Here is a 23,803-nt window from a genome sequence, read left to right on the forward strand (position 1 = left end):
TCACTCCCTTCGGTCGCTCGCGGGAAACTCAGGCCAACGGCGTCCGTTCCACGACTTGGCCGTCGTACGTCGGATACTGCTCCACGATTTCGCCCTTCTCCACGTCGCCTTCCTCGATCATCTCTTCGAGCAACCACCACGCGACTTCGATGTGCTCGGATTTGACGGTGTAGAACTCCTCGGGGACGCCGAGTGCTGCGAAGTCTCCCTCGTCCACCCACGTCTTCCCGTAAATCAGCGTGCCGTCGTCGGTCACGTCGTCGAACTCGCGGCGAATCTGGCGGGCCATCCGCTTGAGGCGGTTGCGGTGCTGAGCGGCGTCCTTGAACACCGAGGTGCAAAAGTACGTTCGCGGGTGATCACCCATCACGTCGAGGATTTGCTCCTTGGAGCCATCGACGGCGGACATGTGGCCCTCCTGGAGTTCGAAGCCTTCGGCCTGCATTCTGCGGTAGTTGCCTTGGGACATCTCGAACTCGTTGACGTTGCAGAACTCCGCCGCGCCCTCGTCGAGGAAGTCGAGGAACTCCTCCTCGGCGCGGATTCCCGGAATCTCGAACGCAGGGGTGAGCCCCTCCTCACGGGCGATGTAGAGGATGTCCTCCCATTCGGTTCCGTGCAGTTCTCCCCACTGTTCGTACGGCGGGTGGAATCGAATCTCGTCCAACCCGGCCTCCGACAGTCGACGCATGTTTTCCCGCCCACCCGTGATTCCGGTATAGAGGTGCGTGTGGTGGTCCTCGCCGAACTCGTCCTTCAACAGCGAGAGGTACCGACAGGTCTTGTTCATCGCCTCCTGTGGTTCGCCACCAGTGATGGACGTGCCGAGCGCGTTCATGCGCTTTGCCTCCGTAATCACGTCCTCGTCGTCCTCGACGAGTCGCTCGTTGGCGTACACGTCGGTGACGTTCTTCCGGTTTTCACCGAGGGGGCAGTAAAAACAGTCGCGCTGGTCGCAGTAACCGTAGACGAAGAGAACCATCTTGCCACCTTTGGCACACTGTTCACAGCCCTTGGAAATCATTCGTTGTACCGTTTTGCCCGTCGAGCCTCAAAAAGCGTGCGAATTACACTACTCTCAGCCACAGACAGTCATGAGCAGGCTGTTCACCATCGACATCATCGCGTTTTCGTTCTCCTCGAAGACGTGCTGACCGTGTGCGCTCCCATTGACCGTTTGGTAGCGTTTCGGATTCGACGCGGCCTTCTGCATCTTCTTCGTCGTCTGCACGTACTGTCGGTCGTCACCCTTGGCCACGACGAACAGCTTCCAGCCCTGCATTTCGCCCGCGGAATCCACACCGCTCCCGGGAGCGAGTGCGAGCGTCCCGGCAATCGTCCCCGACTTTGCCCGTGCGTTCGCCCGAACGACCGCATCCGCACCGGCACCGGCACCGACGAGGACGACGTTTTTCACGCCGACCCGTTTGCGGAGGTACCGACTTGCGGCGAGGACGTACCCCGGTGCCGTGCTGGTGTCGTCCAAGTTCAGACCGATTGGCAGGCACGTGTAGCCCTTGTTCGCCAGTTCCTTCGCCTCCGGGAGCCAGTCCTTCCTGTCGAAGCCGTTGTCGTGTGCGAACACGATGCCACAGCTACCATCGCCCACCAACGTCCCGTGAACCGTCGCTCCGCTTTGGGTGGTGAACTGAACGTCGCCACCGCCCTCCGGCGGCGCCGTTCCGGTCGTCGTTTCCTCGCCCGTTTCTTGAGTGGTGGTTTCCGACGTCGTTTCCTCGTCCGTCGCAGAGCTCGTACTCGTCTCCGTTCCGGATCCCGTCTCCGTCGTTCCCGTTCCGGCTCCCGCCTTCGTCGTTCGTTTCCCGTCGGGCGTCCCGGTACTCGTCGATTCCTTCTTACCGCCGGACGAACAGCCAGCGAGTGTCGCCGTCGCTGCGACTCCGACCGCTCGGAGGAGACGACGCCGTGTCGGCGTTTCGCTCATTGCTCGAACACTCCTTCCAGGGGGGTTAATTATACACGAGATAATGTCGGTCGTCCAACGAGCGAACGACTGTTTACACCGTTTTCGGACGCTCTCGAACTGTTTCTGTCACTTCGATTTCCGTCGATTTTGAGACTTCGATCGTCGTTTTCTTGCCATTCCCGAAAACAGTTAACCGTCGGCCGCGTACACATCGCCAATGCTGCTGGTGTTGTGTGTGGACCTCGACGACGATCTCGGCCGGAAGACGGGCTTTAATACGCCGGTCGTCGGTCGGGACGAGGTCGAGGCCGCCGCCGTCGCGCTCGCCACCGCAGACCCCGAGGACAGCGACGTGAACGTCATGTTCGAGGGCGTCCATCTCTACGACCGAATCCAATCCGACGAGAGCGTCGAAGTCGCTATCGTCACCGGCAACGAGGGGAGCGATATCAGCGCCAACCGGGAAGTCGGCGAGGAAGTGGACACCGTGTTGGCGAGCATCAACACCAGCGAGGAGATCACGACCGTCATCGTCACCGACGGAGCACAGGACGAGAGCGTCATCCCGGTCATCCGTTCGCGTATTCCCGTGGACGGCGTCCGTCGCGTCGTCGTCCGGCAGGCACAGGACTTGGAGTCGATGTACTACACCATCAAGCAGGTGCTGGACGACCCCGAAACCCGCGGGACGATTTTGGTCCCGCTCGGCATCCTGATGCTCATCTATCCCCTCGCGCTCGCGGCCGACCGACTCGGCATGCCCGGCGGGGCCGTGTTCGGCGGGACGTCCGCCCTTCTCGGACTCTACATCCTCTTCCGTGGTCTGGGCCTCGAACGCTTGGTCGACCGCTTCGCGGAGAAAACCCGGGCGAGCCTCTACTCCGGTCGCGTGACGCTCATCACCTACGTCGTCGCCGCCGCACTGCTCGTCATCGGTGGCGTCAGCGGCGTCAACACCCTCGATTCCATCCAACACCAAAACGACGGTAACAGCCTGGGCGCGCTTCGCGTCCTCGCGGCGCTCATCTACGGCGCAGTCGTCTGGTTCTCGGCCGCCGGGATCACCTCCAGTCTGGGTCAGATCACCGACGAATACCTCGCCGACGATTTCAAGTGGCGCTACCTCAACGCGCCGTTCTACGTCCTCGCGATCGGCGGCGTTCTCTACGCCGTCAGCGCGTACTTCCTCAGCCGCGCCTCGCTCGAATTCCTCGCCGGGATGCTCACCGCCGGAACCCTGCTCGGCCTGACGAGCACCCTCATCTTCGCCATCGCCGAATCACGCTATTCGAGGTCAGGACAGGCACGAGCGAGTTAGGATTTCGGTTTCTGCAACCGCGTCCAGACTGTTTCTACAATTTCGTCCATCCAAGTGGCGCGCGCTGACGAGACGGTTCGGCCAGTGGTCCGGCCGAACCGTCTCGGAAAGTTCGTGCGAGGGATGAGTGAGCCGGGCGGGACCGACGGTCCCGCTGGAAGCCGGCGCAAAGCGCCGGCGACGACCGCAGGGAGCGAAGGAATCGGCTGGGGAGGCGTGTGGTGCGGGGCGGTAGCGGTGGCGGTGCAGAAGCGGTGGCGGTACGGTTGCGGTTTCATTGCCGCTCGGTACTTGCGGTTATAGTAAAATTAGCACTCCTTCGTAACGAGTGACCGTCTAAAACCACAAAAGTGCCGAAACAACCAACTACCGTTTTCTACATGAAGTCCGCGATTCCGGACTGCTTGTTCTTGTCGTTCTCGAACACGCTCTCCAGCGAGCGCTCCAGGATCCGCAACCGCTGTTTGGTGTACTCGCGGCAGTCGTACTCCTCGGCGACCTGTAGCGCGGTGTCCATGTACTTGTTCACCGAGCCCTGGTGCACCGTCAGGTTCACCCGGCCGCCGCACTCCCGGCAGTCGCCGGAGAGGGGCATTCGCCGATACTTCACGCCGCAGTCGAGACACCGGGTTTCCTGCCGCGAGAACGCACGAAGGTTCCCGATGAGGTCCGGCAGGAAGTGCCCCTCGATGACGCGCTCGGCCACGTCCGTCTCATCGACCGCACGCGTCTTTCGGGCCAGTTCCAACTGGGCATTCATTTTGTCCATCATCGACCCGAGCGTCTTGTACGCCGAGAGGTCCGGCCCGAGCGCGATGTTCGAGGTGTCGTGTGTGTGCCGGAAACCGGTGTACTCGCGGTCGGTGCCCAGATACTCCTCCGCGATGGTGATGTCCACGTCCTCCGGGTCCACCATCTCCAGCGTCGCCTCGTAGAACTCGCGGGGATACCGGTCCACGATGTCCATGTTGTGCGCCTCGTCGTCGATCTCCGAGGGGTCGATGCGCGAGGACATCACCAGCGGCGCGTCCATCTGCCCACCGCGCTTGTCCGGCAGGAACTCCTTCGAGAAGTTGAGCAGACCGTCCATCAGCAACATCACGCAGTCCTCGTCGCCGTCGCACTGCTTCGTCGCAATTCCGTTTGCGACGAGATTATGCGTATCCCGGACGGTGACGCAGTAGGTGTTCGAAACCTCCGACTGGACGATTTCGACTCGCGTTACTTCGTCACGTTCGAAGGAACCCCCGTCCGCCACTGCTCCTGTATTTGCCCTTCCTGCCGAGAAACCGGAATTCACACCGCCGAGGAATCCAGGAACTGAAGTACCGACCTCCAAATCTCGTGCTTCGATTTCTTCGAGATAGTTCCCGTTCCACTGAACCATCGAATGGTCGGGAGTCACCGTAATTTCCCGTCCGCTTCGAGTTTCGATTTCGACTAGATGGTTCGGTGCTGGATGTTTCGAAACCGCTTCGATGGGCTTTCGAACGACGTTCCCATCCTCGTCTATCGACGGCACCAACACCTCACAATCCAGTTCTTGGACGAGAGTGCCGAAATCATCCGTTCGCGGCTCTTCCAATCGCTTCTCGACCAACTGTCGAATTTCGTCGTATCGCCACTCCTCGTCCTCATCTCGATACCAGACCTTGGTTTCCGGATGGAAGCAGTTGCGACGTTTCGCCGCGTGGAAATACGGATGTGCGTACCCCACCGCCGCGCTGGTAAAGCCGATGACGCGGCCGACGACGGCGGCGGAGGTGTGGGGTGCCATCCCGAAGACGAGTTCGCCGACCAAGTCCTCGCGTTCGTCCATCTCGTAGAACGGTTCGAGTCCGTAGTAGTCCTCGAGGAGTTGGTCCACGAACTCGGCGGTCTTGAGCAGGTGGACGGCCGCGCCGTCCGAGAGGACGATGTCCTGTACACGCAACTCGACCAGTTGGTCGTCGTGTTGGAGCGGTTCGCCGTGGATGTCCTCCTCGTAGCCGAGCGCGTGGAGTTGGTCGGCTTCCACGTCCAGTTCGGACGGCCTGACGGACGTGACCGGCAGGTCGGTCATGTCGTAGCGGATCGTGCCGTCCTTGAACGCGCTCACGCCGTGTTTCGCCCGGAGAACGCCCTTTTCGATGGATTCGGGCGTTTTGTGCGCCGAGGTGAGTCCCTTGACGCCTTTGAGCGTATCGAAGACGTTCGAGCGCTCGCCGACCGATTCGAGCGCGTTCCGGAACTCGTCGTTCATCTCGATGGGTTGCCACTCGACGCTGGTCGCCTCGACTTCACACCGCGGGCACTCTGCCCGGCCCGCTTGGTCGGGTTCGACCCTCGTTTCGCAGTCGGGGCATCTGTACACCGGATACGTGTTGCCGCCGCACTCCGGACACTGGCATTTGAACGTCTCCTCGCCGCAGTCCTCACACTCGCGTTGTCCGATTTGGACTTCGATTCGTCCGCGCTTTCCGGACATCCCTTCCGTATGAGTCGCAGCTTTCGCCACGTCGCGCTGGTCGCCGCCGGCCTCGCCGAGCGGGAAGAGCGTGTGGACTGCGGGACTCATCTCGCGTTTCTCGGATTTCTCGGGCCGACCCATCCGGTTCCCGATGCGCGTGGGTGCGCGTTCACGGACCTCGAACGGGGCGACTTCGTTGACCGCTTGGATAGCGTTGTCCCCCGGTTCGTCCTCGCCCCACTCGCGAGCTTCCTGTGTTAGTGTGTCCCACGCACGCGTAAGGTCATCAATACTGATCCCCAGCGATCGAACGAACGGTTTCCACACCGGTATCTCGATGTCCTCTCCCTGCCTGTGCTGAACGAGGAGATGTTCGAGCGCCGTTCGAATCGTCTCGGTGTTCGAAATGACGAGGGTTCCGTCCCGTATTTCGCCCGCTTCGACGGTCTCCGCCAGTGTCTCGAACTCGGCGACCGAGATATCGTGCCAGAGATGGGTGTACTTCGGGTGGAGCGGTGCGTCGTATTCGGTCGCCCAGTCGAGCGCTTCCTCGGGGGATGGGTCTTCGAGGTCGATACGGGGGTTATCACGCATCGCCTGCACGTTCGCACCGGCGTGTTCGAAATCCTGTACCCACCACTCGAAGACGTAGGATGCGGGGGGGAGCGGGTGGTTGTTCTCGACGAATTCGCCGTAGTTGACCAGATACTCGCCGAGGTCGATGATCTCCACGACGCCGTTACGAACTTCGAGCGCTTCCTCGGTGTCGTCGATTCGGCGTACGTCGCCGTTCGCCAACTTGACCGTCGGTCCTTCGATGGTATCGACGGGGATGACGCCGCCCGCTTTTCCGGGCCGTTCGGTCTTTATCTGCGTTCCCGTCGCGAGGAAATCGTCCACGATGTGCATCGTCGCGGGTTGCACGCCCGCCGTTGCGAACCCGTGGTTCCGCGCCCGACCGTATCGGAGGCGGAAGCCACCGGGTCGGCAGGGGTGTGTAAAGACGGGCCGTCCGGCGATGAGGTCTCGGAGAAACTTCGTGGCTTCATCGACGCGCGGCGGACCATGCAACTCGTGGGTTTCCGCTTCTTCTCCCCCTTCCTCTTCGGCTTTTTCGTCGTCCGCTTCGCCTTCTCCCCCCTCGCTCTCGTCCTTCTCCTCTTCTCCGTCGTCCTTTCCGATGGTACCGTCGATGAGGTCCTGCAACCACGGCCAGTCGATCTCGTCCAGGTTTCGGGTGTAGCGCTGTATCTTCGGCGCTTTGAGCGCGATACCTTCCGCCATGACGAGACACATTCCACCACGGGCGCTGTTGGTATCGACGCGGTCCAAGTCGCGGAATCCGGATACCTCCTCGTCGCCCGTCGCCTCCCCGTCCAGCATGACGGGCATGTGTTTGGCGATGAACTTCGACTCCTTGTCCTTCGGCGAGTACTGCAATCCAGTCTCCGAATCGTAGAGGTTGATCTCCTCGGCGTAGCGTTCGATCTCGTCGTCGCGGGCCTGATACTCTCCCACCCCGAGGAGTGCCCGCGTGTAATCCGCCACGAGAACCGACAACGCCTGTGCGGTCCCACCTGCCGAGCGAATCGGCCCGGCGTAGTAGACGTTGACGAACTCCGTGCCGTCGTCGTTATCGAGGAGTTCCACTCGGTCGATTCCCTCGATGGGCGCGGCGACGACACCTTCGGTCAACAGCGCGACGGCAGTCCGAACCGCACCCTCGATCTTCCCGGCACGGGTCTCGTAATCACCGACGTTCCCGTCCGCGAAGTCCTTTGCCAGTTCCAGGGCGGCCTCCTCGCGGGACATCTGTCCTTCGAGTTCGCGTACGCGTTCGGCGACGTTCTCGATGCCGAGGATGTTCTCCACACGGTCGGCCATGTCCTTTGCGACTGGAATCTCGACTTCCGGTTGCGGGTCGCCGCTGTGTTCCTTGGCCGCCTCCGCCACGTCGAACGCCTCGTCGAGGCGCGATTCCAGCCGTTCGAAGTACTGTCGGTCTTCGTCCCGCATACTACAGCCAGAGGTCCAATCCGGTCGGTTGGTCGCGTTCCCGAACGAGCGGTTCCTCGAACGTTCGCATGTACAGTTCCCCGGCGAACACCGTCGCGGAATCGAGGTGTCCGGCGAGCGTCTGTCCCGAACGTCGTGAAAGGACGGCGTGCGTGTGTGCGAACCGCTCGCCGTCGAGTAGCGAGATGTTGCCGACACAGGACGCGACTTCGAGCGGCTCGTCGAACTGAACCTCCCGGTACTCTTTCTCGTCCTGGTCGTAGTACCAGATGTCCGCATCCTGCACCGCGCCCATCGCGATGAACCACGCAGCGTCGGCGTCCTCGTCGTCGGCAAGCGATTCTATTTCGGCGCGCCAGTCCGCACCGTGCCCGAGCCGGGCGACGAACTCCTGTTCACTGGCAACCTCCCGATAGTCCATGTCTGCATGAAACCGCGTGGGGAACAAAAAAGGTTCAGTCTCGTCCCCTCGCCCTACGGGTCGTCGGTACGGTTAGCTTTCCGACGTACGGTCCCATTTCCTGTCTGCATCCCTACCACTTCCTGTAGCTGTTCGGTAGGCACAAAAACGGGGATCGTGGAAAGAGGACTGTTTGAGGGTCGAAACTGTTGGGGGAACTACTGCCAGTCGGGGAGGGATGCAGTGTCCGTTACTCGCATGCAAATCCATGCATCCTCGCGGGATACATCTGCGATGACGAGCCGCTCCGTCTTCCCGTCATCGTCCACCGAGGCCATAACCTCGGAGTCGTTTGCAACCGACACCGACACTGCTGCCGTATCCGGCGTCATACTTTGAGAGTGTGTACCAAGGAATATAAGCGCACCGAAACGCTGATACTCAATACTATTTCTGATATGAATTTCTGAAAAAATGACTGGACTGGGTGGGGGTAGCGTTTGTAACGAAAATAATAGAACGTTACTCGGCCGATTTCACCGCCGTCTTTCATTTCTCAATGATATGTTCTATGACAAAAATAGCGAAAGAATCCGGGTTGAATATAATCCCGAATCTGGCGAACTGTGCAATAAACCCGCCGTTTAACACCGTAATGGTGGCAATCTCAAACGGTAAGTTTATCCACTATGATACACAAGCCGTTGATGGATGACAGATACTGACAACCTAACCCGTCGGCGGTTCCTACAGGCAACCGGGGGTGCGGCATCCGCTGCCGCACTCGCTGGCTGTACTGGTGGCGGTGACGACAACGGTAACGGCGACAATACGAGCAACAACGGCGGCGGTGACGGCACCAGCAACGGTGGAGGAAACAACGGGAACGGTAACACGCTCCAGTTGCTCAACTCCACGATGACCACGCTCGACCCGGTCAAGGCGACCGACACGGCGTCCGGGACGGTCATTCAGCAGGTCTTCGACGGCCTGACGAACTATCCGAACGGCGAGATTGCCGTCGAAAATCTGATCGCTGACTCGCACGAGGTCTCCGACGACCAGAAGACCTACACGTTCAAACTCAAGGAGGGTGTGAAGTTCCACAACGGCAAGGAAGTCAAAGCGAAGGACTTCATCTACTCCTGGCGTCGCCTCGCCGAATCGAAGAACTCCCGTCGACAGTACTTCGTGCTCGACTCCATCGGCATCAAGCACGAGGAGACGACGAAGAAGTACAAGGATTCGGACGGTGAGGAACACAGCCTGACCGTCGCAAAGGCGGACTCCCTCGCGATCAAGGCGACGGACGACTACACGCTCGAAATCACGCTCGAAAAGCCGTTCCACGCCACGCTCGAAATGCTCGCCTACACGTCCTTCGCGGCGATTCCGGAAGGCATGATCGGCGACATCGACGGCTACGATGGCAAGGTGAAACAGACGAAGTTTGCGACGAAGAAACCCATCGGTGCCGGTCCGTTCGAGTTCGACCACTGGCAGACGGACGTCGAAGCCGCAGTCTCCAAGTTTGACGATTACTACGGCGACAAAGCGAAAGTCGACGGTATCCACTGGAACATCACGTCCGACCCGGACACGAGTTACACCTACGGTATCGTCAACAAGAACGCCGACATGGGGTACGGCAGCGGTATCATCCCGACATCGAAATACGATTCGAACAAGGTCAAAAACACGAAAGAAGACGACCTCGGTCGAACCGTCGGGAAGTACGGTCCCGTCGAAGGCAGTACGATGGACTACCTCGGCGTCTCCACGATCAACACCTACTACATGGGCTTCAACACGGACAACGTCCCGAAGCCTGTCCGACAGGCGATCGCCTACATCACTAATCAGGAGAAAATCGTCGACGAGATCTTCAAAGGCCGCGGGAAGGCCGCGTATCACTTCACGCCGCCGATGATCTACCCCGGTGGTGCGAAGGCCTACACGAAGCACGCGAAGAACAAGTACCCGTACGGCTACAACGAGCGCAATATCGAAAAGGCGAAGCAGATCATGAAGGACGCTGGCTACAGCCAGAGCAATAAGTTCAGCTTCACCTTCACCGTTTACCAGAGCTCCAGCACGTGGCCCGCGCTGGGTAAGCGTCTCCGTGACTTGCTCCAAACGGCGCACATCAACATGGAGATCAAGAAGACGCCGTTCAGCACGCTGCTCCAGCAGGGTCGACAGGGTAAGCTCGAAGGCTACTCGCTCGGGTGGGTCATGGACTGGCCAGCCCCGGACAACTTCCTCGGACTGCTCTACCCGCCACTGACGGACACGTCCCAGGATTCGCCACAGTCCTACACCAACTGGTCGGGTACCCCTGCCGCGAAGAAAGCGACCAACGCGTGGGAGACGGTGCAGGACAACACCGGTCCGACGAAGAAAGAAGGGAAGACTCGCGACGAAGCGTACATCAAGATGGAGGAAGCCAACTGGGAGGACGTCACCTTCCTGCCGATGTACCACGGTCTGTCCGAGCGCTTCTCCTACGAGTGGGTCGACGCGCCAAAGTTCGGCGGTGCTGGCTACAGCCGTCAGATGTACAACAACGTCGAACTCAGCAGCCGGAAATAAATAACCAAACTTCGGCGTTTATTTTTCTCCCAAACGTCCAGATAGCCGCGGCACTACTAGTGATTTTCCGTGAAATACTATCGCAAGACATAATGAGTGGAACGCGAAATACGTATCCGTATCAGCCATGAACGCGGTTACCATTGGGTGCAACCTACCGCACGACAAGATAACGTTTGACTGGGAGGTGGACTGGACAAAATGAGTCGATGGCGCTACTTCGCTCGCCGTCTAATACTGTCCATCCCTATTCTCATCTTCGGAACGACGATCACGTTCGTCGTCCTCCGAATGGGACCTCTCGACCCCGTCGGGGCGATTCTCGGTCCGACAGGAGATCCGCAAGCGTACAACAAGATATCGAATCAACTCGGCCTTAACAAGCCGTTATGGGAACAGTACGTCGACTACATGATCAACATGGCAACGTTCCATTTGGGCCGTTCGTGGGTTCTCCATCCGGATCAAACCGCCTACGGACTCATCGTATCGTATGCCCCCCGGACCCTCTGGTTGGGATTCTGGTCGGTTCTCATCGCCGTCTTCGTGGGAATCCCCCTCGGATTCTACGCCGGACTCAACCCGAACTCGGGAAGTGACTACTTCGCTTCGTTCGGTGGTATCGTATGGCGTGCGATGCCGAACTTCTGGCTCGCGCTGATCCTGATGGCAGTCCTTTCCCATTCACAAGACGTGTTGTTCGGGTTCAACTGGCAGAACTGGCTCGTTCATACGACCGTTACCGGCGTTCCGTTCCACGACTATCACGAGTTGACCAATCCGCATAACCTGCTAGCCGCCATCAAGAAGATCGCACCGGCGGCTATCGTTCTCGGTTCCGCATCGATGGGGAACGAGATGCGTATCGGTCGAACGGCAGTGCTGGAGACGGCGAACTCCAACTTCATCGAAACGGCGCGTGCGAAAGGTGTTCCGCCGCGCTCGCTCGTCTGGAAGCACATCTTCCGAAACGCCCTCATCCCGCTCGTTCCCATCATCACGGGCGAGGCGTTCCTGCTCATCGGTGGTTCAGTCATCGTCGAAACCGTGTTCAACATCAGCGGTATCGGCCGCCTGTTCTTCCAAGCAGTCATTCAGGGCGACTTGCCACTCGTCGGTTCGATGATGTTCATCTTCATCCTCATCGTCGTACTGATAAACATCCTACAGGACTTCCTGTACACGATCATCGACCCCCGTGTCGGTTACGACGGAGGTGCATAACATGAGTACCAATTCCGCTATTCGAGAGGAAAAATCCCTCCGCGAACGTATCGCAGACAACCCACGACCGGCGGCCCTCTGGTTCGCCGGATTCCTCGTGCTCCTCGCACTCGAATTCGGTGCGCTGTGGGGCATGATAATGGCAGTTCCGTGGAGCACGTTTGTCAATAAACTGGCGTTCCTCAAACCGATCGCCGCACCGTTTGCGACCTTCGGTGACGCACTGTCGGACTTGCCGACGCTGCTATCGAGGAGCATCTTCGACAACACCGGATGGCAATCGCCGTCCGGTGGGTGGAAAGGGACGTTTCTCGGATTGTCCCCGGCAGTCGTCTGGGCCATCCGCGTCGTCCTCATTTACGCCTACTCGCTCGCATTCCTGTACTGGATTTGGCGCGGCTATCTCACGTTCCGAGAGCACTATCGATACGCCGACTGGACGCCCCGTGACGACATGATCAACCGGTTCCGCAACCACACGTGGGGACTGTTCGGGTTCGTCGTCGTCTTCATGTTCGTCGTGATGGCGATTTTCGCGCCCGCACTCGGGCCGACGACCCTCGAACGTAACATCCAGGATCCGTACTCCCACCAGATCAAATACCTCGACAAGGATTCCAATCAGGTCAAGGAAGCCCTCGTCGGTGACGCCAACTCGGGTTCCCAATCGGAAGGTTCAAGCGGAAACGTCGGTCCGATGACCTACGACGACTACGGTCGATATCATCCGTTCGGCACGTTACCGACCGGTAAGGACTTATTTACCTTCATGATGCACGGCGCTCGCGTCTCGCTGTTCATCGGTCTCACGTCCATTATCGTGAGCGGTTTCATCGCAACGGCGTTCGCGCTCCTGACGGCGTACTACAAGGGTGCCGTCGATCTCTTGGTCGTCGTCGTCGGTGACTCGGTAATGTCGATTCCGCGCCTGCTACTCCTCATCCTGCTCTCGTACGTGCTGAAGGGTACGTGGCTCGGGAAGATTTACAACGGCGGCCTGTTGTTCGCACTGCTGTTCGCCGCAACTGGCTGGCCGTTCCTCTGGCGTGCAGTGCGTGGCCCCGCGATGCAGGTATCCGAACAGGAGTGGATCGACGCTGCAAAGAGCTTCGGACAGAGCCCGGTTACGACCATGAAGAAGCACATGGCTCCGTACATCCTCGGGTATCTGCTCGTCTACTCCTCGATGACGCTCGGCGGTATCATCATCTCCGTCGCAGCGCTGTCGTTCCTCGGTCTCGGTATCAACGCACCGACGCCGGAATGGGGTCGTGCAATAAGCGTCGGACAGACCTACACGACGACCGCCTCGTGGCACATCTCGCTCATTCCGGGTATACTCATCGTGCTCATCGTCACCGCGTTCAACGCGCTCGGTGACGGTATCCGTGACGCGGTCGACCCACAGAGCGAAACGGGTGACGACGGCGGTGCTGAAGTCGCCGCGACAGGAGGGAGTGGTGCATAATGGCGTCGAGCCACCAACCCACGTCCATCGCCGACAGGGAGCCGATTCTGTCGGTCGAAAACCTTCAGACGGCCTTCTTCACCGACAAAGAGGTCATCCGCGCCTGTGACGGCGTTTCGTTCGACATCAGACCTGGAGAGACGGTCGGTATCGTCGGCGAATCCGGGTCCGGAAAGAGCGTCACCGCACGCTCCATCATGGGCCTCATCAAATCGCCCGGACGCATCCTCGACGGTAGCATCCGTTTCAAGGACGAGGAACTGACGGGTAAATCCGAAAAGGAGTACCGACAGATTCGCGGCGGTGACATCGCGATGGTGTTCCAGGACCCACTGACGAGCCTGAACCCCGTCTACAGCGTCGGGAACCAGATCAAGGAGGCACTTCGTCTCCATCAAGATATGACCGGAACTGCGGCAACCAAGGAGGCGATCAACCTCCTCGAAGCGGTCGGTATCCCCGACGCCGGTCGCCGCATCAAGGAGTACCCACACGAGTTCTCCGGCGGGATGCGTCAGCGGGCGGTCATCGCCATGGCGCTCGCGTGTGACCCCGAACTGCTCATCTGTGACGAGCCAACGACGGCGCTCGACGTGACGATTCAGGCCCAAATCCTCGAACTGCTGGATGAACTCCAGGAGGAACGCGACCTCGCGATCATGTTCATCACGCACGACATGGGCGTCATCGCGGAAATCGCCGACCGCGTGAACGTCATGTACGCGGGCGAAATCATCGAAAGTGCGCCCGTCGTGGAACTGTTCGAGAACCCACGACACCCGTACACCCGTGGTCTGCTGCGAAGCATCCCGGGCAACGCCCCCGAATCGGACCGCCTCGTCACCATCGAGGGTGACGTTCCGACGCCGAACGAACCCGCCACGTACTGTCGATTCGCGCCTCGATGTCCCGAGGCGTTCGACTCGTGCGATTCGGTTCACCCGGTCCCGGTCGAAGTCAACGAGAACGCGGACAGGCACACTGCGGCGTGTCTCCTGTATCCCGAAGACGTGTCACAATCAGAAGCCATCGACGTGCATCGCAATATGGCAACCGAAAGTGAGGACAAACTATGAGCGAAGTACAGAAGAGCAAATCCCCGTCGGTCGAGACAGGCGAAACGCTCGTGGAAATCAACGAGCTGAAAACCTACTACGGCGAGGGTGGTCTCATCGACTCGACTCCCGTCAAAGCTGTTGACGGTGTCTCTGTCGATATTCAACGCGGCGAAACGCTCGGGTTGGTCGGCGAATCCGGCTGTGGAAAATCGACGCTCGGCCGGACGCTCATCCAACTGGAGGAAGCGACGTCCGGCGAAGTGCTGTTCGACGGCACCGACATCACCCAACTGTCGGGCAAAGACCTCAAAAACTGGCGACGAAACAGCCAGATGGTCTTTCAGGACCCCGAGTCCAGCCTCAACGACCGGATGACGGTCGGCGAAATCATCCGCGAACCGCTCGACGTTCACGATTGGAAGACGCCGCGGGAGCGTCGGGAACACGTCCGTGAACTACTGGACGTCGTCGGACTCCAACCCGAACACTACTACCGCTACCCGCACCAGTTCTCGGGCGGCCAGCGCCAGCGTGTCGGCATCGCCCGCGCGCTCGCGCTCGAACCGGAGTTCATCGTGCTGGACGAACCCGTCTCGGCGCTGGACGTCTCCGTGCAGGCACAAATCCTCAACCTGCTCGAAGACCTGCAGGACGAGTTCGGCCTGACGTATCTGTTCATCGCCCACGACCTCTCCGTGGTTCGGCACATCTGTGACCGTGTCGCCGTGATGTATCTCGGTCACATAATGGAACTCGGACCGACGGAGGAGTTGTTCGAGAACCCGAAAAACCCGTACACGATTTCGCTCCTCTCGGCGATTCCGGACCCGGACCCGACGGCCCGCGGTGAGCGAGTCACGCTTCGCGGGACTCCACCGAGTCCGCGTGACCCCCCGAAAGGCTGTCCGTTCAGTACACGCTGTCCGATGAAGATTCGACCGGAGGAGTTCCAAGACATGGACGACGACCTCTGGGTCAACATCGAAATCTTCCGCGAAGTCGTTCGCGAACGTTCCCGCGCCGAACGTTCGATGACCGATCAGGTGAAGGAGATTCTCGGCATGGATACTCGGTTCTCCGACATCAGTGAGATCCAACAGGAGTTGTTCACCGATGTGGAAGTGCCGCAGAAAGTCCAACAGCACATCGACGAAGCGTCGGGCTACATCGAGAACAACGACGAAGAGCAAGCGCGCGAGTATCTCCGCGACGTGTTCGGAAGCGTCTGTGACTCGGACTCGCCCAGCGACAACGTCGTGAGCGACTCCGGTCGCTTCAGCCACTGTCACCGTCATCTCGAATCGTACGAGGAGCCGGACGAATTCACGCCCTACACGATGCGGTAATGGCCGAACCAGACCAGTCCCCTCGGCGGTTTCGACAGGCGATCGACGCGCTCGTCTACGCGATCGTGGTGACTGGGTTGGTCTTCTTTATCGGCGCTGTCGTCTGTTTCACGCTCGGTAGCGATCTCGTCGGCGTGAAGTACTTCCTGTTTCTCGTCGGTATCTTGCTGTTCGGATACGGCACGTTCGCGCTCTATCCCTCCCGTCGGTGGAAGGTAGACCGGTCGGAGGGACGCGTCGACGTCGATCGGAACACGGAGACCGGTGAGGCCATCGGTGCGCGTGAGGAGACCCGATTTCAGTCGGCGGTACAGCGGGTCCCGCCGCTCCCGCAGTACTCCATCCCGCCCGAGGAACGCCTCTCACCCGGTGCGAAGTTGTTCATCGCCAGCCTTTTCGTTCTCCTCGCGTCGTTTCTCATGGAAGCCGTCTTCGGCGTTGGCGTGTAACAACAGTTTTTACCGTTTCGGAACCTGACATGGCTGTATGCCAGAGACCGGTGACGAAGGCGGAAACTATGCCGAGCGTATCGCGGCCAACGCCGACGCGGAGAAGGACGCATGGGGGATGACGCTCGAAGACATGAACGCGATGGCGGACGAACTCGAATCCGACGGGTGGAACGTCGTCGAAGTGGCTGCAACTCATACGGCCCCGGAAAACAAGGACGCTGGCGACACCGACCGGTTCGGGTTCGTCTACGTCATTCCGGACAACTATGCTGACGACCTCCGCGAGGCGGTCGAAGCGGGGACGTTCCCACAATATCGAGTCTTCCGCAAGGAGGTCAGTTCGCGTGTGTTCATGCTCACACAGTTTCTCGACCCCGACACCGAAACGGTGATCCTTCTCGCCGGAACCTACGAGATGATGCACGCACCCGGCTTGGTGAAAAACGCCATGAACGAGGACGAGATGTTCAGCTACGTCCAGACGTTGGACGGTACCGTCCACGGGACGTTCCGCCACGACGATTACACCAAGTTCTTCCCGAACCCGGAGAAGTACGAGAACTACGTCGTCGAGTCGCCGGTCGGCGATCACCACGAAGAATAGCTCCCGCCTCGTTTTTCCGGTGCTGAAGTCCCGGTTTCGGAGTCTCAGTCCGAATTTCACCCCTCACGCTTCGTAGGGTACAAGAAGGGTGAAACCGTATCCGGCGCGTATGAACGTTGCCGAAGCGATGACTCCCAGGTCTGATGTGGTTACTGTCGAGCTTCCGGGCACACGCGACGACGTGCTCGATTACTTGCAGGAACTGTCGTTTTCCTCCGTCCCTGTCGTTAAACAGACGGATGACGGCGAACAGTACCGTGGCCTCATATCGCGCGATGTCCTCATCGAGAATCCTGACGAAGACCAACTCGCCATCCTGATGCGGGATGTCGCGACAACGACACAGGACGCGTCCATCGAGGACGTTGCCGCCCTGATGTTGGAGGAACAAACCCGACGTGTCCCAGTCGTGGACGGCGAACTCGAAGGAATCGTCACCGTCACCGACGTCGTCCGAGCCATCGCCGAGAGCGAAGCCAACGGCGATACGGAAGTCGGCGAACTGGCGAGCCCTGACGTGAACACCTGCTACGTCGAGACGCCGCTGACGGTCGCCGAACGCGAAATCTACTACGCGAACGTGCCCTATGCGGTCACGCTCAACGAAGAAGGTGATATGGACGGTATCCTCACCGAAGTCGATATCATCGAAGTCGCGCGCGTGGTCGAAGGTGAGGACGACACCGGCGGCAGTATCGCGAACGAGGACGACGCGTGGATGTGGGAAGGAATCAAATCGGTCGGAAACAGCTACATCCCGACGCGAAACGTCCAAATCCCGTCCGCACCCGTCAGCGAGTTCATGACGGAGGACGTGGTGACGGTCTCGAAGCACAAGAAAGCGCGAGAGGTCGCCCAGACGATGCTCACGAACGATATCGAACAGGTCCCGCTCGTCAGCGGTGACCAACTCATCGGTATCGTCCGAGACGTGAACTTGTTGGAGGCGCTAAAATGACGGATCTGGTAGAACTCGCCAAACGGCGTGGGTTCTTCTTCCAATCGTCGGAAGCCTACGGCGGTGTATCGGGATTCTACGTCTACGGTCCGCAGGGCGCGGCACTCAAACGAAACATCGAGGACTCGTGGCGTGACCGCTTTCAGGTACAGGAGGGCCACCGCGAAATCGAAGCGCCGACGATCATGCCCGAACCCGTCTTCGAGGCATCGGGCCATCTCGACGGCTTCGACGACATGCTGGTCGAGTGCCCGGAGTGTGGCGAGAGCCACCGCGCCGACCACCTCATCGAGGACAACACGGACATCGAGGACGCGGAAGCCCTGCCGCTCGAAGAGGTCGGCGAACTCATCGCCGACAACGACCTCCACTGTCCGACCTGTGATACCCCGCTCGCGGGCGAACCGGTCGAGGATTTCAACCTCATGTTCGAGACGGACATCGGCCCCGGTTCGGGCCAACCTGGCTACCTGCGCCCGGAGACGGCACAGGGTATCTTCGTGGAATTTCCGCGGCTCAAGGAGTACGCCCGCAACAGCCTCCCGTTCGGTATCTCCCAGATTGGGAAGGCGTACCGGAACGAAATCAGCCCCCGGAAATCCATCATTCGGGTCCGTGAGTTCACGCAAGCCGAACTCGAACACTTCATCGACCCCGAAACCGACGAACCGCCGCTCCATCTGGTCGAGGACATCGAGGTGACGCTGTACTCCGCCGTCGAGCAGAACGCCGACGAAGGCGAGTACATCTACACGACCATCGGCGAGGCGGTCGACGAGGGTATCATCGCCAGCGACTGGATCGCCTACTACCTCGGCGTCGGCCAAGAGTGGTACGAGCGAATCGGCGTGGACATGGACCGCTTCCGGTTCCGCCAACACCTCGAAGGCGAACGGGCACACTATTCGAGCGACTGTTGGGACGCCGAAGCGGAAATCGACGGCGACTGGGTGGAGATAACCGGCTACTCCTACCGGAGCGACTACGACCTCTCGAAACACGACACCTACTCCGACGAGGACTTCACCCTCTTCCGGCAGTACGACGAACCGAAAGTGGTCGAACGTGCGACCGTCGACCCCGATATGAGTTATCTCGGTCCCGAATTCGGCGGGGCGGCCGCCGACATCGCCGAGGCGCTCCAGACCCTCGCGGAACGCGACCGCACCGCGTTCGACGGCGACGAGGTAACCGTCGAAGCCGACGGCGACTCCTACACGGTTCCGGTCGAGAAAACCGGATTCAGCGTCGACGAAGTCAAGGAATCCGGCGAGCACATCACGCCGCACGTCGTCGAACCGTCCATCGGTATCGGTCGTGTGCTCTACACCGTCCTCGACCACGCGTACCAGACGGACGAGATCGAAGGCGAGACGCGAACACGGTTGGCCCTCGAACCCGAACTCGCGCCGACGACGGTCGGCGTCTTCCCGCTCATGGACAAGGACGGTATGGGCGAGCAGGCTCGGGAAATCGCGACCGAACTCAGAACGCACGGCTTCGACGCTACCTACGACGATTCGGGTAACATCGGCCGTCGGTATCGCCGACAAGACGAAGTCGGCACGCCGTTCTGTGTGACGGTCGATTACGAAGGGTTGGAAGACGGCACCGTGACCCTCCGTGAACGGGATTCGACCGAACAGGTCCGCGTTGCCGTCTCCGACCTTCCGGATCTCCTCGCTGAACTCCGGAGCGGTGACCGCGCCTTCTCGGACCTCTAACCGTGTCGGGCGAAGTCAAGCGCAGACTGGTACACGTCAGCGGAACCGGACTCCCGGCGCTGTACTTGTTGGGCCTGCTGACGTGGCAGCAACTGCGCTGGCTTCTCCTCGTCGGTTCGGGTGTCGCGCTCGTCCTCGAAATCCTTCGCTTGTTCGTCGGTCTCGACTGGCAGATTTACGACGAACTCACGCGTTCGTACGAACAGGACAACCTCGCGGGGTACGCGCTGTACTTCTTCGGAATGACGGCGACTGCGTTGGTGTTCGAACCCCGAATCGCCATCCCGGCGATGCTCATGCTGACCATCGCGGATCCTATCAGCGGCCTTATCGGATCCGGTGAACTGGGAATCAAAGCGGCTCACACCCTTCTCGTCACGTTTGCCGTCTGTCTCCTCATCGCGTCCGTCCTCGGACTGCCGTTCCCCGCCGCCGTACTCGGCGCAATCGCGGCGACCCTCGCGGACGGCGTGAAACCCGTCATCGCGGGCTACGTTATCGACGACAACCTCACCATTCCGCTCGGTGCCGCCGTGGCCATCTTCATCGCGCTTCGATATCTGCCGATGCTGTTCTAATTCTCTCACCTCTCGGGTCGTCGTGGTTCCGTCTTCCCGTATAAACCTTCGCCGACCACTTTCACCTCGCTACACGAACCCTTTAACCGAATGACGACCAAACTCACGACGAATGGCGACCACGGACACGGAACAGAACTACGTGGAACACCCCTATCTCGCTCCCTCGTTCATCGAGCGGCGACTCTACCAGATTCAACTCGCCGGAACCGCACGCAACGATCACACGCTCGTCTGTCTCCCGACAGGGTTGGGAAAGACGACGGTTAGCCTACTCGTCACGGCGGAGCGGTTCAACGAGGTGGGTGGCAAGTCCCTCTTCCTCGCGCCGACGAAACCGCTGGTGAACCAGCACGCGGATTTCTATCGGCAAGCCCTCTCGATACCCGACGAGGACATCGTCGTGTTCACCGGCGAGGTCCGCCCGGACGAGCGCTCGAAGTTGTGGAAGTCGGCGAAAGTCATCATCGCCACGCCACAGGTCGTGGAGAACGACATCGTCGGCGGGCGAATCGACCTCGGTCCGGTGACTCACATCACCTTCGACGAGTGTCATCGCGCGACCGGCGACTACGCGTACAACTACATTGCCGAGCGCTACCACTCGGACGCACACGACCCGCTCGTTACCGGGATGAGCGCATCGCCAGGCGGCGACAAGGAGTCGATCATGGAGGTGTGTGAAAACCTCGGCCTGCATGAAGTCGAGGTGATGACTGAGGACGACAGCGACGTTTCGACGTACACCCACGACACGGACGTGGAATGGGTCCGCGTACAACTCCCCGACAACATCATCGAAATCCGGGATGCGCTGAACGAGGTCATCAAGGACCGGTTGGAACGCCTGAAAACTCTCGGCGTCATCAACACGACGCGACCTGACGTGTCCCAAAAGGACCTGAACAAGGTTCGCGGCGAGTTGCAGAAACTCATCAACAACGACCAGTCGGAGGGGTACAAGGGCATGTCCGCACACGCGGAGGTGATGAAACTCCGCCGCGCGGTCGAACTCGCGGAGACCCAGAGCGTCGAATCCCTCCGCCGGTATTTCGAACGCCAACGCAACGCCGCCCGCTCATCCGGTGCGTCGAAGGCGAGCCAGCGGTTCGTCTCCGACCCCAAGGTACAGGAGGCGATGCGGAAGGCGACCCAGTACGACGACCGACATCCCAAGTTCCGCAAGGCACACACCTACCTCGCCCAGACGCTCGTGGATGGCGGCCAGCGGATCATCGTCTTCACCGAATCGCGCGATACGGCCGAGACGCTGACGGAATTCTTCAACGAAAACTTCGACGCCCGGCGGTTCGTCGGACAGGGAGACAAGGACGGAAGCGACGGAATGACCCAGAAGGAACAGCAAGAGGCGCTCGACAACTTCCGGGCTGGCGAGTTCGAAGTGCTCGTCTCGACGTCCGTCGCGGAGGAAGGTCTGGACGTGCCGGAAGTGGATCTGGTGCTGTTTTACGAACCCGTCCCGACCGCGGTGCGTTCCATCCAGCGCAAAGGACGGACAGGTCGGCAGGCACAGGGACAAGTCGTCGTCCTGCTCGCAGAGGACACTCGCGACGAGGCGTACTTCTGGATCTCCAAGCGTCGGGAGGACGAGATGGAAGCCGAACTGCGGAAACTCAAGGGCGTCGCCAAGGAAGTCGAGGAGGAACTGGACGACTCACAGCAGACGCTCGGGTCGTTCGGCGGCGACGAGGACGGGGCGAGGGAAGTGAGCCACGGACTACAGGAGTTCGATACGAAGTCGGCGGACGACACGGGGGAGAAAAACGCCGACACCGACGATAGCGCGGACGCCGAAACCGACCCCGACGGCGTCGTGGCGACGGCACGCAAACGCGACAACTCCGACAACGTCGAAATCGTCGCCGATCAGCGCGAACTCGACGCGAACATCGCCCGTGACCTCTCCGCGCGGGACGGCGTGGACGTTCGCCTCGAAACGCTTGCCGTCGGTGACTACGTTCTGAGCGACCGGGTCGCAGTCGAGCGCAAATCGGTGAGCGACTTCCTTGATACGCTCGTCGGAAGCGACCGCTCGATGTTCGAGCAAGTCGGGGACATGAACCGCCACTACGCCCGCCCCGTCGTCATCATCGAAGGCGAGGATCTCTACGAACAGCGTAACGTCCACCCGAACGCGGTTCGCGGTGCAATCGCTTCGCTTGCAGTCGACTTCGGCGCGAGCGTCCTCCGAACCGAAGACGAGAAGGACACGACGGATTTGCTCGAAGTCATCGCCACGCGAGAGCAGGAGGTCGCACAGCGTGAGGTTTCGGTGCACGGTGACAAACACTCGAAGACGCTTTCCGAACAACAGGAGTACGTTGTCGCCTCCATCGCGGACATCGGTCCAGTCACTGCTCGTGCTTTGCTGGAAGCGTTCGGGTCGGTACAAGCGGTCATGACCGCTTCGAAAGGCGAGCTTATGGAGACACAGGGCGTCGGCGAGATAACCGCCGACCGAATCCGTGAGGTCGTGGCCGAGGCGTACGACCCGTAACCGGTGGTTACCACCCGACAGCAGTGGTGTCCACCGACCACATCCGTACAGTCGGCCAGCACGGCCTAAATCCGGTCATTTCCCGCTCGTATGGGACGAATGAACGTGGATAAACGTCCTGAACAGTCACTACGCTTTAATCTATCACCGCCATTTACCCGGTAGAGAGTAAACTATGTTACCCCGTCCCATGAGGGAGTATGACGAGGAGGAGTGGGAGGCCCAAAAGCGGTACGGAAAACCGCAACACGAAATTAGCCGCTCGACGAGCGAGCAGGAACTCTACGGCGACCCACAGCACGACGTAGCGGACGAGCACTCACTCAGGAACTCGGATTTCGACCTCGACCTCGGATACGCCTTGGACGTCACGCGATTCGACTTCGTGCAGGAAGTCGACAGTACGGAGCACCAACTCCTGTTCGCTGTGGAACGATAGTTGAGAAAATCGTTCGCCTCGACGCTTTTTGGTTCGACTTATCGATTCGCCCGGTCGAGCGCAGCGAGCGCCTCCGCCGCTTCTCGCGTTGCGGCCAGCAGTTCACGCGAGTAGCCTACATCGTTCGTGCTTTCGGCCTCCCTCGTGAGGGTCGTCAGTTTTCGAACCAACGCGTTCCGTGCCTCGGTGAGGTCTCCCGCTTCACCCGTCGCCTGCGTTCGTCCTGATGTTCGTGGCTCGGGTTGCCGCGGCCGTTCGTCCACCTCGTTTCCGCTCGCTTGACTCGGCGGCGCACGTCGCGCTCGGTGCGTCGGCGGTTGCTGAGACGGTGGTCGCTGTGGGGTCGGATGCGGCGGTTGATTCTCCGGTTGACCCTGCTGTTGTGGCTGGTCTGGTTCCGCCGATTCGGCTTCGATTTCGCTCACGTTCTGGCTCGTGGTCTCGACGGCTGAGTCATCCGCGGTCGTTTCCTCGTTTTCCCCTGCCGATTCGGACGCTGCCTGCTGGCACGTCGAACAGAACTCGTTTCCGTCGTAGCGGAAAATGGGATCACCACAGGTGTCGCAGTGCTTTCCCGTCATCGTCGCACCTTGCAACAGCAGTTCGCTCATCCGCTGGGTCGACTTTCGCTCCTTCCTATCGTTTTCGTACTGCTGGCGGAGTTTCTCTCGCTCCGCTTCCTTATCGAAGTCACTCATGAACGAACCAAGACCCTCCAAACTCTTGCCCCTT

Annotated in this window: 19 protein-coding genes; 13 read left to right on the forward strand and 6 right to left on the reverse strand. The window is 60.1% G+C overall.

The annotated features are described in order from the left end of the window. Nucleotides 1–28: 28 nt before the first annotated feature. Both NKF25_RS01155 and NKF25_RS01160 read right to left on the reverse strand, forming a co-directional pair. Complete coding sequence (locus NKF25_RS01155) at nucleotides 29–1,024, reverse strand: radical SAM protein (RefSeq protein WP_253224908.1); 996 nt, start codon at nucleotides 1,022–1,024, stop codon at nucleotides 29–31. Between the two features lie 54 nt (nucleotides 1,025–1,078). Further along, nucleotides 1,079–1,945 (reverse strand): alpha/beta hydrolase, encoded by an 867-nt coding sequence (locus NKF25_RS01160; RefSeq protein ID WP_253224909.1) that lies wholly within the window; start codon nucleotides 1,943–1,945, stop codon nucleotides 1,079–1,081. Between the two features lie 199 nt (nucleotides 1,946–2,144). Here NKF25_RS01160 and NKF25_RS01165 point away from each other — a divergent pair, with 199 nt between their 5' ends. After that, nucleotides 2,145–3,245: a DUF373 family protein gene (locus NKF25_RS01165; RefSeq protein ID WP_253224910.1), complete on the forward strand. Its 1,101-nt coding sequence runs from the start codon at nucleotides 2,145–2,147 to the stop codon at nucleotides 3,243–3,245. 376 nt (nucleotides 3,246–3,621) lie between these two features. Here NKF25_RS01165 and NKF25_RS01170 read toward each other — a convergent pair whose 3' ends face one another. From NKF25_RS01170 to NKF25_RS01180, 3 genes are all read right to left on the reverse strand, one after another. Further along, nucleotides 3,622–7,710, reverse strand: a complete 4,089-nt coding sequence (locus NKF25_RS01170) for a DNA-directed DNA polymerase II large subunit (RefSeq protein WP_253224911.1) — start codon at nucleotides 7,708–7,710, stop codon at nucleotides 3,622–3,624. A 1-nt stretch (nucleotide 7,711) separates the two neighbouring features. Beyond that, nucleotides 7,712–8,131, reverse strand: a complete 420-nt coding sequence (locus NKF25_RS01175) for a PPC domain-containing DNA-binding protein (RefSeq protein WP_253224912.1) — start codon at nucleotides 8,129–8,131, stop codon at nucleotides 7,712–7,714. Between the two features lie 197 nt (nucleotides 8,132–8,328). Next, nucleotides 8,329–8,502 (reverse strand): hypothetical protein, encoded by a 174-nt coding sequence (locus tag NKF25_RS01180; protein ID WP_253224913.1) that lies wholly within the window; start codon nucleotides 8,500–8,502, stop codon nucleotides 8,329–8,331. A 319-nt stretch (nucleotides 8,503–8,821) separates the two neighbouring features. On the opposite strand from NKF25_RS01180, the gene NKF25_RS01185 reads away from it, so the two are divergent. From NKF25_RS01185 to NKF25_RS01240, 12 genes are all read left to right on the forward strand, one after another. Next, nucleotides 8,822–10,702: an ABC transporter substrate-binding protein gene (locus NKF25_RS01185; protein ID WP_253224914.1), complete on the forward strand. Its 1,881-nt coding sequence runs from the start codon at nucleotides 8,822–8,824 to the stop codon at nucleotides 10,700–10,702. Nucleotides 10,703–10,903: 201 nt separating this feature from the next. After that, entirely contained in the window at nucleotides 10,904–11,926 is a 1,023-nt protein-coding gene (locus NKF25_RS01190) for an ABC transporter permease (protein ID WP_253224915.1), read from the forward strand. A 1-nt stretch (nucleotide 11,927) separates the two neighbouring features. Continuing rightward, complete coding sequence (locus tag NKF25_RS01195; protein ID WP_253224916.1) at nucleotides 11,928–13,394, forward strand: ABC transporter permease; 1,467 nt, start codon at nucleotides 11,928–11,930, stop codon at nucleotides 13,392–13,394. Further along, nucleotides 13,394–14,470 (forward strand): ABC transporter ATP-binding protein, encoded by a 1,077-nt coding sequence (locus NKF25_RS01200; protein WP_253224917.1) that lies wholly within the window; start codon nucleotides 13,394–13,396, stop codon nucleotides 14,468–14,470. Before NKF25_RS01195 ends, NKF25_RS01200 begins: the two co-directional genes overlap by 1 nt. Continuing rightward, nucleotides 14,467–15,798 (forward strand): oligopeptide/dipeptide ABC transporter ATP-binding protein, encoded by a 1,332-nt coding sequence (locus NKF25_RS01205; RefSeq protein ID WP_253224918.1) that lies wholly within the window; start codon nucleotides 14,467–14,469, stop codon nucleotides 15,796–15,798. The genes NKF25_RS01200 and NKF25_RS01205 overlap by 4 nt, the downstream gene beginning before the upstream one ends. Then, the gene (locus NKF25_RS01210; RefSeq protein WP_253224919.1) at nucleotides 15,798–16,247 is read left to right on the forward strand and encodes a hypothetical protein; all 450 of its coding nucleotides are present in this window, start codon (nucleotides 15,798–15,800) and stop codon (nucleotides 16,245–16,247) included. Before NKF25_RS01205 ends, NKF25_RS01210 begins: the two co-directional genes overlap by 1 nt. Nucleotides 16,248–16,284: 37 nt before the next feature. Continuing rightward, entirely contained in the window at nucleotides 16,285–16,854 is a 570-nt protein-coding gene (locus NKF25_RS01215) for a hypothetical protein (protein WP_253224920.1), read from the forward strand. A 109-nt stretch (nucleotides 16,855–16,963) separates the two neighbouring features. After that, nucleotides 16,964–17,812, forward strand: a complete 849-nt coding sequence (locus tag NKF25_RS01220) for a CBS domain-containing protein (RefSeq protein ID WP_253224921.1) — start codon at nucleotides 16,964–16,966, stop codon at nucleotides 17,810–17,812. Beyond that, nucleotides 17,809–19,536 (forward strand): glycine--tRNA ligase, encoded by a 1,728-nt coding sequence (gene glyS, locus NKF25_RS01225; RefSeq protein WP_253224922.1) that lies wholly within the window; start codon nucleotides 17,809–17,811, stop codon nucleotides 19,534–19,536. The genes NKF25_RS01220 and glyS overlap by 4 nt, the downstream gene beginning before the upstream one ends. Nucleotides 19,537–19,538: 2 nt before the next feature. Then, nucleotides 19,539–20,114 carry a dolichol kinase gene (locus NKF25_RS01230; RefSeq protein ID WP_253224923.1) on the forward strand — a complete coding sequence of 192 codons (576 nt, stop codon included), beginning with the start codon at nucleotides 19,539–19,541 and terminating at the stop codon, nucleotides 20,112–20,114. A gap of 112 nt (nucleotides 20,115–20,226) precedes the next feature. Continuing rightward, nucleotides 20,227–22,632 carry a DEAD/DEAH box helicase gene (locus NKF25_RS01235; protein WP_253224924.1) on the forward strand — a complete coding sequence of 802 codons (2,406 nt, stop codon included), beginning with the start codon at nucleotides 20,227–20,229 and terminating at the stop codon, nucleotides 22,630–22,632. Between the two features lie 190 nt (nucleotides 22,633–22,822). Next, on the forward strand, nucleotides 22,823–23,071 hold the full coding sequence (locus tag NKF25_RS01240) for a hypothetical protein (RefSeq protein ID WP_253224925.1): 249 nt from the start codon (nucleotides 22,823–22,825) through the stop codon (nucleotides 23,069–23,071). Nucleotides 23,072–23,109: 38 nt separating this feature from the next. Here NKF25_RS01240 and NKF25_RS01245 read toward each other — a convergent pair whose 3' ends face one another. Further along, nucleotides 23,110–23,769, reverse strand: coding sequence for an Sjogren's syndrome/scleroderma autoantigen 1 family protein (locus NKF25_RS01245; RefSeq protein ID WP_253224926.1), 660 nt, complete (start codon nucleotides 23,767–23,769; stop codon nucleotides 23,110–23,112). Nucleotides 23,770–23,803 lie beyond the last annotated feature (34 nt).

It is taken from the genome of Haladaptatus sp. AB643 (assembly GCF_024136975.1).
Taxonomy (GTDB): Archaea; Halobacteriota; Halobacteria; order Halobacteriales; family Haladaptataceae; genus Haladaptatus.

Excerpts from the sequence above, each read along its gene's own strand:
- NKF25_RS01155 (WP_253224908.1), bottom strand. The coding sequence starts at position 1,024 with ATGATTTCCAAGGGCTGTGAACAGTGTGCCAAAGGTGGCAAGATGGTT.
- NKF25_RS01160 (WP_253224909.1), bottom strand. The coding sequence starts at position 1,945 with ATGAGCGAAACGCCGACACGGCGTCGTCTCCTCCGAGCGGTCGGAGTC.
- NKF25_RS01165 (WP_253224910.1), top strand. The coding sequence starts at position 2,145 with ATGCTGCTGGTGTTGTGTGTGGACCTCGACGACGATCTCGGCCGGAAG.
- NKF25_RS01170 (WP_253224911.1), bottom strand. The coding sequence starts at position 7,710 with ATGCGGGACGAAGACCGACAGTACTTCGAACGGCTGGAATCGCGCCTC.
- NKF25_RS01175 (WP_253224912.1), bottom strand. The coding sequence starts at position 8,131 with ATGGACTATCGGGAGGTTGCCAGTGAACAGGAGTTCGTCGCCCGGCTC.
- NKF25_RS01180 (WP_253224913.1), bottom strand. The coding sequence starts at position 8,502 with ATGACGCCGGATACGGCAGCAGTGTCGGTGTCGGTTGCAAACGACTCC.
- NKF25_RS01185 (WP_253224914.1), top strand. The coding sequence starts at position 8,822 with ATGACAGATACTGACAACCTAACCCGTCGGCGGTTCCTACAGGCAACC.
- NKF25_RS01190 (WP_253224915.1), top strand. The coding sequence starts at position 10,904 with ATGAGTCGATGGCGCTACTTCGCTCGCCGTCTAATACTGTCCATCCCT.
- NKF25_RS01195 (WP_253224916.1), top strand. The coding sequence starts at position 11,928 with ATGAGTACCAATTCCGCTATTCGAGAGGAAAAATCCCTCCGCGAACGT.
- NKF25_RS01200 (WP_253224917.1), top strand. The coding sequence starts at position 13,394 with ATGGCGTCGAGCCACCAACCCACGTCCATCGCCGACAGGGAGCCGATT.
- NKF25_RS01205 (WP_253224918.1), top strand. The coding sequence starts at position 14,467 with ATGAGCGAAGTACAGAAGAGCAAATCCCCGTCGGTCGAGACAGGCGAA.
- NKF25_RS01210 (WP_253224919.1), top strand. The coding sequence starts at position 15,798 with ATGGCCGAACCAGACCAGTCCCCTCGGCGGTTTCGACAGGCGATCGAC.
- NKF25_RS01215 (WP_253224920.1), top strand. The coding sequence starts at position 16,285 with ATGCCAGAGACCGGTGACGAAGGCGGAAACTATGCCGAGCGTATCGCG.
- NKF25_RS01220 (WP_253224921.1), top strand. The coding sequence starts at position 16,964 with ATGAACGTTGCCGAAGCGATGACTCCCAGGTCTGATGTGGTTACTGTC.
- glyS (WP_253224922.1), top strand. The coding sequence starts at position 17,809 with ATGACGGATCTGGTAGAACTCGCCAAACGGCGTGGGTTCTTCTTCCAA.
- NKF25_RS01235 (WP_253224924.1), top strand. The coding sequence starts at position 20,227 with ATGGCGACCACGGACACGGAACAGAACTACGTGGAACACCCCTATCTC.
- NKF25_RS01240 (WP_253224925.1), top strand. The coding sequence starts at position 22,823 with ATGAGGGAGTATGACGAGGAGGAGTGGGAGGCCCAAAAGCGGTACGGA.
- NKF25_RS01245 (WP_253224926.1), bottom strand. The coding sequence starts at position 23,769 with ATGAGTGACTTCGATAAGGAAGCGGAGCGAGAGAAACTCCGCCAGCAG.